The organism is Arthrobacter mangrovi (genome assembly GCF_026011795.1).
Lineage (GTDB): Bacteria > Actinomycetota > Actinomycetes > Actinomycetales > Micrococcaceae > Crystallibacter > Crystallibacter mangrovi.
Genome location: NZ_BRVS01000012.1, coordinates 131,470 through 141,860 on the forward strand (window position 1 = coordinate 131,470; position 10,391 = coordinate 141,860).

Here is a 10,391-nt window from a genome sequence, read left to right on the forward strand (position 1 = left end):
CGGTCATTCGTTTGTCAGTCTTCACTCTTTTGTGATCTTGGGCAATGTCTGCCGCTGAACACAAGGAGGCCCCGCTCGTCAAGAACCGACGGCGGGGCTCCCTGGAAACTACGGGATGCTACGAGGCCACCTTGATGGAGTCGATAGCGGTCTGTGCCTGCTCGCGCAGGTTCTCGGAGATCGGCGCACTGCCGGCCGAGTCCGCAGCGGCCTGCTGGCCCTCTTCGCTGATCACGTACTCGCCAAAGGCCTTGACCAGGTCAACGGTCTCCTGTGAGTCGTAGGAGGAGCAGAAGATGTGGTAGGAAACCAGCACGATCGGGTAGGCACCGGCCTCGGTGGTGTCGCGCTTGAGGTCCAGCGACATGTCGACGTCGCTGCGGCCTTCAACCGGGCTGGCGGCCTCAACAGCCTTGGCGGCAGCCTCCGGGCTGTAGCCCACGAATTCTTCACCGACCTGGACCTTGACGGTGCCCAGATCGCCAACGGCGGAAGCATCAGCGTAGGTGATCGCACCGGCGGTGGAGCTGGCAGCGGAGACGACGCCGGAGGTGCCCTGGGCGTTCTCGGCAACGATGTCTGCGGGCCAGTCGCCGGACACTTCGTCGGTCCAGACATCGGGAGCGGCTGCGGAGAGGTACTCCACGAAGTTCTCGGTAGTGCCCGACTCGTCAGCGCGGTGGACCACGGTGATCGGGGTGTCCGGCAGCTCCACGCCCTCGTTCAGGGCGGTGATGGCTTCGTCGTTCCAGTTGCTGATCTCGCCGCGGAAGATCTTGGCGATGGTTTCGGCATCCAGGTTCAGCTCTTTGACGCCCTCGAGGTTGAAGGCGACGGCGATCGGCGAAACGTAGGCGGGAATGTGGAAGGCGCCCTCAGGTCCGCAGACTTCCTTGGCCTTCTCGTACTCTTCCTCGTCCATGTAGGCGTCCGAGCCGGCGAACTGCACGCCGCCGGCCAGGAAGTTGTCACGGCCGGCGCCCGAGCCATCCGGGGAGTACTGCACGCTCGCTTCCGGGTTCTGCTCGGTGAAGCCGGCACTCCAGGCCTGCATGGCGGAATCCTGGGAAGAGGCGCCAGCACCAGAGAGAGTCCCTGAAACGCCTGCACCTGCGGAGGCGCTGCCGGCAGGCTGCTCGCCGCCGCCGGTGGCGTTGTCGGAACCGCAGGCAGTCAGGGCCAGGGCTGCTACGGAAAGAACGGCGGCCACACGGCCGACACGGAAAGCCTTCACTATCTTGTGTCCTTTTCAGGTTGGCAAACGAGATTGGACGACGGCGCGGCTGGAACCGTGCCTTTCGTTCCCCTCGACGCTAAGCGCCACAGGTAAAGAGATTGACGGAGGAATATGAACGGAAAGTGAACAACCGGAAGCCTTCTGGCAACAAGTCCCCCGTGGGAGTTGATTTTGTGAAGGGAATCATAATATGGCACCCGCCAAGGCCCGCGGACCGTGCCCCGGCGCGGGATTCCGACGACCTAGACTGGTGCCATGAGTACCGGCACCCCTGTCACGAAAGCCAGTACTTTTATCCGGAACCGCGCCCGGACGGGCTTCCGGCGCAGCCGGGCCTCCTTCCTTCCGGCGGTACGGATCACGGTCTGCGCGGTCACCGCCTACGTCATCGCCGAGCGGGTCCTGGGCCACCAGGGTCCGCTGTTCGCCGCCACCTCGGCCGTCGTCGCCCTCGGGTTCTCCGCCGGGCCCCGGTTCCGCAAGGTGATGGAGGTAGCGATCGGCTGCACGCTCGGAATCGCGGTAGGCGATTTGCTCCTCCACTTCGTCGGGGCAGGAATCTGGCAGGCCGCCGTCGTACTCCTGATCTCCGTCCTGCTGGCCCGTTTCCTGGACAGCGGGACCATCTTCTCCACCCAGCTGGCACTGCAGTCGGTGCTGGTGGTGCTGCTGCCTGCACCGGCGGGCGGGCCGTTCACGCGCAGCCTCGATGCGATCGTCGGCGGGTCGCTTGCCCTGATCGTGACCATGCTCATCCCCGGGGATCCGCGCTCCGAGCCGCGCAACAAACTGCAGCGGCTGCTGGGCGAGCTGGCCGCCGTCCTGCGCGAGTGCTCGGACGCGCTGGGCAAGAGCGATTCGACCATCGCCTGGCACGCGCTGGTCCGCGCCCGCGGCACGCAGAAGCTTGTCGACGAGGTACGTTCCACCTTTGGCGGCGCCCATGAAGTGGCAAGGATCTCCCCGGCCTACCGGCGCCACCGAGCCGAAGTCGTGGACCTGCAGCACGCGGCCGAGATGACCGACCTCGCCATGCGGAACAGCCGAGTATTCTCCCGCCGGCTCACCTCGGCGATCAACCACGCGGCCATGAGCGACGAGGCGATCGCCAACTTGTCCGAAGTGCTGCAGGATGCGGCGGAGGCGGTGGAGGTCCTCGCCACCGGGCTCTCGGACACGGACAGCCGTGCCCGCGAACGGCGGCTGGAGAACGCGCGGGACGAATTGGCGTCGATCGCGGGCCGGCTGCACCCCAAGGACCTCGGCGTAAAGACCATGGAGGGCGAAGCGCTGGTCGTGGTGTTCCGGCCCCTGATGGTCGACCTGCTCGAGGCGGCCGGGCTGTCCCACGATGACGCCGCTGCCGCCCTGCCCCGGCTCTGAATTGTCAGAGGGCTCCGTTAGCCTGAATCCCATGACTTCGAAGACCGGCCGCACCAAGGCCCCCGGCTACCGCTGCGCCGAATGCGGCTGGACCACCGCGAAGTGGGTGGGACGCTGCGGCGAATGCCAGTCGTGGGGGACGGTCGAAGAGGCGGGCCAGGTCATGGCCCGCACTACGGCTGCGGCGACGGTTGCCAAGCCGGCCCAGCAGATCAGCGATGTCGACGCCTCGGCGGCTGCCTTCAGGGCCACCGGCGTGGGCGAACTGGACCGGGTGCTGGGCGGCGGCCTGGTTCCGGGCGCCGTCATCCTGCTGGCCGGAGAGCCGGGCGTGGGCAAATCCACGCTGCTGCTGGACGTGGCCGCACGCGTTGCCGGATCGGCCCGGGACGTCCTCTACGTGACCGGCGAGGAATCGGCCGCACAGGTGAAGCTGCGGGCCGAACGGATAGGCGCGGTCGCGGACGGGCTGTACCTGACCGCCGAGACAGACCTCGGTATCGCCCTCGGCCAGATCGAGCGGGTGCAGCCCTCGCTGCTCATTGTGGACTCCGTCCAGACGCTGGCCAGTTCCGAGGTGGAAGGCGCGGCAGGAGGCGTCACGCAGGTCCGCGAGGTCGCGGCGTCGCTGATCAATGCCGCCAAGAGCCGCGGGATGACTACAATCCTGGTCGGCCACGTCACCAAGGACGGTTCGATCGCCGGACCGCGCCTGCTCGAACACCTGGTGGACGTCGTGTGCCAGTTCGAGGGGGACCGGCATTCGCGGCTCCGCCTGCTGCGCGCGGTGAAGAACCGCTACGGGCCCACGGACGAGGTGGGGTGCTTCGACCTGACCGAGGAAGGCATCGAGAGCCTGGCGGATCCCAGCGGGCTCTTCCTCTCCATGGTCTCCGAGCCGGTCTCCGGGACCTGCATCACGGTCGCCCTGGAGGGCCGGCGCCCGCTGGTCGCCGAGGTCCAGGCGCTGCTGGCGGAGACGGCCAACGCCCAGCCGCGCCGCACCACCAGCGGGCTGGACTCGTCCCGGGTGGCCATGATGATGGCCGTGCTGCAGCGGCGCGCGGCAATGTCGCTGCACCGGGATGACAGCTACGTGGCCACGGTGGGCGGCGTCAAGCTGAACGAGCCGGCCACGGACCTGGCGACAGCCCTGGCCATTGCGTCGGCCAAAAGCAACAAGCCGCTGCCCAAGGGCCTGATCGCCTTCGGCGAGATCGGCCTGGCCGGAGAAGTCCGTCCGGTTCCCGGTATCGGCCGCCGGATCCAGGAAGCGGGCAGGCTTGGGTTTACCCACGCCGTGGTGCCGGCCTCCCACGGCGGGGCGGGCAAACTGCCGGACGGTTTCAGGATCAAGGAGGTACAGACTGTCGCCGAAGCGCTGGACCTGCTCTTCGGCAACGGCGCCGCGGCGTCCAACATCACGCGCCTCCCGACCGCCAGCCGCGCGGCAGAGTAGCCGTCCCGGCCCGGATATCGGGGCTCCAGCCGGCCTTGGCGCGGGTTGAAAGACAGGCCCGGCACAGCGCGCCATCGTTGTGCGCCCTATTATGGTGGCTAGCGGCTGTTCACTCCACAGGCAGTCTCCTACCCAACCGTTCCACCCGACTGCACTGTGTACGACTGACCGAAGGAATTGCTCGATGGTTAAGAGTTCCGAGGATGCCCTCAAGGCGACCTTGGCCCGGGTTGCCCCGGGAACCGCACTGCGGGACGGCCTGGAACGTATCCTGCGCGGGCGCACCGGCGCCCTGATTGTGCTCGGCAACGACAAGCAGGTCGAAGCCATCAGCAGCGGCGGCTTCGATATCGGCATCGAATTCTCTCCGACCCGGCTGCGGGAGCTGGCCAAGATGGATGGGGCCATAGTCTGCGACAAAGACGCGGCCACAATCTACACGGCGGCCGTCCAGCTCGTGCCTGACCCCTCGATCCCCACCCAGGAGTCGGGCACACGCCACCGCACCGCCGAACGTGTTGCCATCCAGACCGGCCTTCCTGTGATTTCCGTCAGCCAGTCCATGCAGATCATTGCGCTCTATGTGGACGGCATCCGCCACGTGCTCGAAGGTTCCGAGCCGGTGCTGGCCCGGGCCAACCAGGCCCTCGCCACGCTGGAACGGTACCGGGCGCGGCTGGACCAGGTCACGAACTCCCTCTCCGCCCTGGAAATCGAGGCAATGGTGACCCTGCGCGACGTCGCGGTGACGCTCCAGCGCCAGGAAATGGTCCGCCGCATCTCCGAAGAGATCTCACAGTACGTGCTGGAACTCGGGGTCGACGGGCGGCTCCTCTCGCTGCAGCTGGACGAGCTGACATCGGGGCTCGGCCCGGACAGCGGAATGATTTTGCGGGACTACTCGGGCGTCAAGGGCGGCATCGATGTCGAGGCAGCCCTGGACAGGCTGCAGAACTTCAGCTCCACCGACCTGATCGACCTCGGGCGGATTGCCAGCGTGCTCGGCATCCAGCCCGGGACGGACTCCCTCGAAGCTGTCGTGCAGCCGCGGGGCTACCGGCTGCTCTCAGCGGTTAAATCCGTTCCCCGCGCCGTGGCAGACCGCCTCGTGGACCACTTCGGCGGCCTGCAGAACCTGATGGCAGCCAACATCGATGATCTGATGGCCGTGGACGGCATCGGTGAGCAGCGTGCCCGGCTGATCCGGGAAGGCCTCTCCCGAATCGCCGAAACCAGCTTGCTCGACCGCTTCATGTAGCCGGCTATTGCAGGTCGAAGATGACCTTTTCGCTCTTGTGCGAGCCCAGCCTGGTCGTCAGCACGTAGGTGCCCGGCTGCGGGTTCGCGTTCACCGCGGTGCATCCCGGGGCGCTGCGCTGCCGCTCCCAGGTGAACTGCGCCCGCTCGCTCTCCCCCGGGGCTATGGTCCGCATCAACTCCCCGGTCTCCACCGCGCAGTCCTTCGAAGAAAATATGCGGTCCTCGCCGCTGGTGACGATGAACTCCATGGCTTCCGTGCCGACGTCGACCTCGCAGTCCGATTTCCCGGTATTCTCCACTTCCAGGATCAGCATCGGGTTCTCACCGGCCGCATAGGAAGGTGCGTCCGTGGCGGCGGAAACGGAAATATCGGATTCGTCGCAGGACCCGGCCGCAGCCGGCTCCGGGGACGGCAATCCGGACGCCGATGCCGCGGAGGCCACGGGCAGCGGCGCCGCGCCCTCGGCCTTCGGCTTGTCCTGGCCGAACAGGCCGGCAACCCACCAGCCGGCGAGCACCAGCATTGCCACGAGCACAAGCGCAAGCGCCAGGACGGCCAGGCGACGCCGCCGGTAGACGGCCTGGCTGGGCCTGCGCCCGTTCGTCGGTACGGCCCTGGAACCCCCGCTCCGCGCTGCTCCGCTACCATTCGCCATGCTTTAAGGCTAGAGACAGTTGGCCTTGAGGTCCGGCAGCACCACGCCGGGAACAGTACAGTATTTATGGTCATAACCGAGGAGTCCCGATGCCTACCCCAACCGCCGTCCGAGCGGCTGCCGCACCCCCTGGCACCGCCGCAGCGCCGCTGCATGGACTGATCGGGCGCTGGTTCGACGAGAACGCGCGCACCCTGCCGTGGCGCGACCCGGGCTGCAGCGCCTGGGGCATCATGGTCAGCGAGTTCATGCTCCAGCAGACGCCCGTTGCGCGCGTGCTGCCCGTCTGGGAAGAGTGGCTGCGGCGATGGCCGGAACCTGCCGCGCTGGCCGCTGAGCCCAGCGGGGAGGCCCTGCGCGCGTGGGGCCGCCTCGGCTACCCGCGGCGGGCGCTGCGGCTGCACGCGGCGGCGACGGCCATCGTCGAGCGGCACGAGGGCGAAGTGCCTGCCGGCAGGGAGGAACTGCTGGCGCTCCCCGGCGTCGGCACCTACACGGCGGCGGCCATCGCCTCGTTCGCCTTCGAACTGCCGGAAACCGTTGTTGACACCAACATCCGGCGCGTCCACGCGCGGGCCGTAACCGGCAACGCCCTGCCGTCCCCGGCCCTGACGGCCGCGGAGTTCAAGCTGGCCGAGGCCCTGATGCCCGAAGAGGACACGAAACGCTGGAATGCCGGCGTGATGGAACTCGGCGCCCTGGTCTGCACCGCACGCTCGCCCCGCTGCGGCGAATGCCCGCTGCTTGACCGGTGCGCCTGGATCGCAGCGGGGAAGCCGGAACCGCACTACGTGCCGAAGGGCCAGGCCTGGGCCGGCACCGACCGCCAGGTCCGCGGCGCCATGATGGCCGTACTCCGCAAGGCCGAGGGCCCCGTGCCCCGCAGCCTGCTGCTGGGCACCGTGGACCTGGTGCACGACGGGGCGGAACACGCCGTCGAAATCGCAAAACTACAGGCCCTCGGCGCCAGCGACGAGCAGCTCGCGCGCTCCCTCGACGGGCTGCTGGCGGACGGACTGGCCGAAAATGTACCGGCCGGTGTCCGCCTGCCGGCATAACCTTGGCTTCGGCGCCGGCCGCTCCTACGCTGCACTTATGGGGCTGAAGCATCCGGCCATGCTAACGACGGCAGTGCCCGTCTTGCTGGCGGCCGTCACCGCGTGCGGTGCCTCACTGGGATCCGGCGGCCGCGCCTGCACCGAGATCGGAGCCGCTCCCGGAGTTTCGCTCACCGTCGCCCGGGAGTTCGTCCCGGAAGTCAAGGCGGCAACACTCGAAATCTGCTGGCAAGGCACCTGCCGGCGGTCCGCCGTCGACCTTTACCCTGGCCAAGACACCGTGGACCTGGGCTGCGATACAGCGGCCCCTGAAGGCAGCTGCTCGGCAACCTCGACGCCGAACGGCACGCTTACAGGATTTGCAGCTGTTCCGCAGTTGCCCGAGGGCCAGGTCCGAGCCGCCGCCACTATTACCCGCCTGGATGGCACGGAAACGGAAACCGGAGCGCTGGAGACGGCAACCCGGATGGTCTATCCCAACGGCGAGCAGTGCCCCGGCGCCGTCCCTCAGCTCGGCCTGACACTGGATCACGCCGGCCTGCACCCGTCCAGACGCTAGACCACGCCCGCCCGCGCCAAGCTTCCGCCTACTTCAGGGTGCGGATCATCCGGGTGTTGCCCAATGTATTCGGCTTGACCCGTGCCAAGTCCAGGAACTCGGCGACACCTTCGTCGGGCGACCGCAGCAGCTCCGCATAGACCTCCGGATCCACCGCGGACTGGTCCGCCATCACCTCGAACCCGTGCCGCTTGAAGAAGTCCACCTCGAAGGTCAGGCAGAAAACGCGGCTCACGCCGAGCTCCTCGGCCTGCGCCAGCAGCACCTCCAGCAGCGCACTGCCGACGCCCCGGCCGCGCCACTGCGGCGAGGACGCCAGCGTGCGCACCTCGGCGATATCCTCCCACATGACATGCAGCGCGCCGCAGCCGATCAAGGTGCCGGCCCGGTCCTCGGCAACCTTGAACTCCTGGATGCTTTCGAAGTAAGCCACGGCCTCCTTCTCCACCAGCACCCTTTGGTCCGCCAGCGGCTTGACCAGACGCCGGATGGGAGCGACGTCGATGGTACGTGCCGGGCGGATCGTGAAGGCTGCAGTCATGGGTTCCAGTCTAGAGGCCCAACTCCGCCGGCAGTTCGGCCGCGCCGTCCAGGACGTGGCGGGCGAGGAACTCCTGCACCACCTGGTACCAGACCTTAACGTGCTGCGGCTTGAGCACCCAATGGTTCTCGTCCGGGAAATACAGGAACCGGTGGTCCGTCGTACCATCCTCGCGCTGCGGCAGCGCCGACTTCGAGAGAAGCTCGTACCAGAGGCGCAGCCCCTCCCCGATCGGCACCCGGTAATCCTTGTCCCCGTGGATCACCAGCATCGGCGTGGAAATCTTCCCGACGTGCAGGTGCGGAGAATTCTCCAGAGCCATCTCCGGCGTCATCTCCTTCTCCCAGTAGAACGAGGCGTCGGTCGTGGGGCCGAACTGGTCCAGCGCCCAGAGGCTGGCGTGCGTGACGATCGCCCGGAACCGGTCGGTGTGCCCGGCAACCCAGTTCGCCATGTACCCGCCGAAGGATCCGCCCAGGGCGGCCGTCCGCTCCTGGTCGATGTCCGGGCGGCCCGCGGCCTCGTCCGTCAGCGACATGAGGTCCGTGAAGGGCGCCTGGCCCCACTGGCCCCAACCGCGGCGGATGAAGTCCTTCCCGTAGCCGGTGGAAAGCGCCGGGTCCGGAAGCAGCACCGCGTAGCCCTGTGCCGCCATCAGCCAGGGGCACCACCGCCACGACCACGCATTCCACGAGTGCAACGGGCCGCCGTGGATCCACAGCAGCAGCGGGGCCGGGTTTTCTTCAGAGGCGCCCTCCGGCAGTACCAGCCAGCCCCGGACGCGCACGGACAAGCCGCCCTCCGTCGTCGTTGTTTCGATCTCCTCGAGCCGGCCGGGCAGTTGCGGGCGCAGCGCCGGGCCGGGAAGCACAGTGGTGTCGCCGGTGGCAAGCTCGATCCGCACCGGTTCCGGCGGGAAAAGGTAGCTGCTGCGCAAGGCATACCCATAGCGGCCGTCCGGGCTGGCAACGACGTCCGTGTAGGCGGCGGCATCCGCAGTCACCCGGCGCACGCTACCGGTGCCCGCGTCGATCAGGAACACCGGCCGGGCGCCCTCCTCGTCCGCGGTCACCAGCAGGGCCGAGCCGTCCGGCAGCCACTGTGCGGGCTCCGGCCAACGGTCCCAGTCCGACGCCAGGGGAAGCAGATCGCCGCCCTCGAGCCGGAGCAGGCCGAGCGTGGTGTCCGGAATGGCCTGCGGGCCGGAGACCTTCTCGCAAACAACGACGACGGTGCGCCCGTCCGGGCTGACCGGCCCAGGGCGGTAGTCGACGTCCTCAGAGGACAGCAGCACACGGACACCGCCGCCGGCGATGTCGACCGCGGCGAGAGCCTCCCGCATGTCCCCCTTGGCGCGGGGCTCCCGCCAGCTGGTGAGCAACGTGCGCCCGTCCGGGCTGAGTGCGGCCGCGGACTCGACGAGGCTTGCCCCGGCGCCGGGAGTGATGCCCCGCAGCTTGTAATCTCCCTCGCTGTCCTCAGTGGTTGGAAGGACCGACTCGATCTCACGTTGCTCCAACACGAAATGCCTCGGACTGCCCGGGCCCAAGTCGTGGTCCCAAAACCGCACCGGGTAGCCACTGTGAAGTATGGCCGAAACCTGCTTGTCTTTGCGCAACTGGCGGAGCCGCGCGTCGTCCTCCTCGTCTGCCGCTCCGGGCAGGACATCGGCATTGACGACGGCGACCTCCGCGGAACGGGCTGTCAGGACGGAGTTGATTCCACCCGGGCGGGACACGAGCTGGCGCGCCTCGCCCCCTCCGGCCGGGAGCTTCCAGAGCGCGGCAGCGGGTTCGTCACCCTCGGTTTCAGGAGCGGGGCGCGAAGAGGTGAAGAGCAGGTCCCCGCTGGGCAGGAAGGCAGGGCTGGACTCGCCCTTTGCGCTGCGGGTGATTCGGCGGGCCGGCTTGCTCCCGGCAGGGTCAACCTCCCAGAGCGCCGTGGTGTATTCCGTCGACTTGCCGTTGAGCGCGCTGGCGGCCGTGATGAGGCGGCTGCCGTCCGGGCTCAGGGCCAGGGAACTCAACCGAGGCAGTGCGATGTAGTGGTCCAGGTCATGGAAGGAGGTCTGGGGCCGCGACGAGGCCGAGGGGACTGGAACGCCGGCTTCAGCGCCCTGATCAGAAAGAGTTGTTTCAGAAGTCATGGAGGACAGTATTGCGCAGGATCCGCCAGGGCGGTAGATCCCTTGGACGTTGTCCCTGAGCAGACATTGAACCGGCCCCGTCCTAGGCCTCG

The 10,391-nt window shown here is 67.9% G+C and carries 9 protein-coding genes; 5 read left to right on the forward strand and 4 right to left on the reverse strand.

Going from position 1 to position 10,391, the window contains the following annotated elements; all coding sequences use genetic code 11:
• Positions 1–118: 118 nt before the first annotated feature.
• Complete coding sequence (pstS, locus tag AHIS1636_RS12870; RefSeq protein WP_264796228.1) at positions 119–1,234, reverse strand: phosphate ABC transporter substrate-binding protein PstS; 1,116 nt, start codon at positions 1,232–1,234, stop codon at positions 119–121.
• Between the two features lie 258 nt (positions 1,235–1,492).
• On the opposite strand from pstS, the gene AHIS1636_RS12875 reads away from it, so the two are divergent.
• From AHIS1636_RS12875 to disA, 3 genes are all read left to right on the forward strand, one after another.
• Complete coding sequence (locus AHIS1636_RS12875; protein ID WP_264796229.1) at positions 1,493–2,620, forward strand: FUSC family protein; 1,128 nt, start codon at positions 1,493–1,495, stop codon at positions 2,618–2,620.
• A 31-nt stretch (positions 2,621–2,651) separates the two neighbouring features.
• Positions 2,652–4,079 (forward strand): DNA repair protein RadA, encoded by a 1,428-nt coding sequence (gene radA, locus AHIS1636_RS12880; protein WP_264796230.1) that lies wholly within the window; start codon positions 2,652–2,654, stop codon positions 4,077–4,079.
• A gap of 184 nt (positions 4,080–4,263) precedes the next feature.
• Positions 4,264–5,337, forward strand: a complete 1,074-nt coding sequence (gene disA / locus AHIS1636_RS12885; RefSeq protein ID WP_264796231.1) for a DNA integrity scanning diadenylate cyclase DisA — start codon at positions 4,264–4,266, stop codon at positions 5,335–5,337.
• A 4-nt stretch (positions 5,338–5,341) separates the two neighbouring features.
• Here disA and AHIS1636_RS12890 read toward each other — a convergent pair whose 3' ends face one another.
• Positions 5,342–5,995, reverse strand: a complete 654-nt coding sequence (locus tag AHIS1636_RS12890; RefSeq protein ID WP_264796232.1) for a hypothetical protein — start codon at positions 5,993–5,995, stop codon at positions 5,342–5,344.
• Positions 5,996–6,084: 89 nt separating this feature from the next.
• Here AHIS1636_RS12890 and AHIS1636_RS12895 point away from each other — a divergent pair, with 89 nt between their 5' ends.
• On the forward strand, positions 6,085–7,053 hold the full coding sequence (locus AHIS1636_RS12895) for an iron-sulfur binding domain-containing protein (RefSeq protein ID WP_264796233.1): 969 nt from the start codon (positions 6,085–6,087) through the stop codon (positions 7,051–7,053).
• Between the two features lie 37 nt (positions 7,054–7,090).
• Positions 7,091–7,612, forward strand: coding sequence for a hypothetical protein (locus tag AHIS1636_RS12900; protein WP_264796234.1), 522 nt, complete (start codon positions 7,091–7,093; stop codon positions 7,610–7,612).
• A 28-nt stretch (positions 7,613–7,640) separates the two neighbouring features.
• On the opposite strand, the gene AHIS1636_RS12905 is transcribed toward AHIS1636_RS12900, so the two are convergent.
• Together AHIS1636_RS12905 and AHIS1636_RS12910 are read right to left on the reverse strand one after the other, a co-directional pair.
• Complete coding sequence (locus tag AHIS1636_RS12905) at positions 7,641–8,153, reverse strand: amino-acid N-acetyltransferase (RefSeq protein WP_264796235.1); 513 nt, start codon at positions 8,151–8,153, stop codon at positions 7,641–7,643.
• Positions 8,154–8,163: 10 nt separating this feature from the next.
• The gene (locus tag AHIS1636_RS12910; protein ID WP_264796236.1) at positions 8,164–10,299 is read right to left on the reverse strand and encodes a S9 family peptidase; all 2,136 of its coding nucleotides are present in this window, start codon (positions 10,297–10,299) and stop codon (positions 8,164–8,166) included.
• Between the last annotated feature and the right edge of the window lie 92 nt (positions 10,300–10,391).